General features: G+C 32.9%; 1 protein-coding gene. It reads left to right on the top strand.

The window, feature by feature from the left end:
* Positions 1-229: EamA family transporter (locus tag AB674_RS21800; RefSeq protein WP_047779400.1), on the top strand; the 229-nt coding region annotated here is incomplete at its 5' end.
* Between the last annotated feature and the right edge of the window lie 133 nt (positions 230-362).

Genomic DNA, 362 nt, shown 5'->3' on the forward strand with positions numbered 1-362 from the left:
TTTTGGCTCTGTTCTTACTTTCATTGCATTCATCTATGCACTTCAAAACCTACCTGCAGAAATAAATAGCATTTATGCTTATATCAACCCAATCGTGGCTGTTATTTTAGGCACTATTATTTTTGGTGAATCACTTACAACTGCAATAGCCATTGGAGGTGGGGTTACATTAACAGGATTGTATATGGTAAATTATTCTTTAAGAAAAGGGCGTAGTAAGATATTATAAACAAAAGTCCCGTCTGAATAATTACAAACGGGACTTTTATCTCTAATTAAGCTAAAACCATTACCAGATTTTTACTCGTTTTTCCGGTTCAATAAACATACCATCTCCTTTTTGAATTCCAAATGCTTTATAA

It is taken from the genome of Flavobacterium sp. ABG (genome assembly GCF_001027725.1).
Lineage (GTDB): Bacteria > Bacteroidota > Bacteroidia > Flavobacteriales > Flavobacteriaceae > Flavobacterium > Flavobacterium cupriresistens.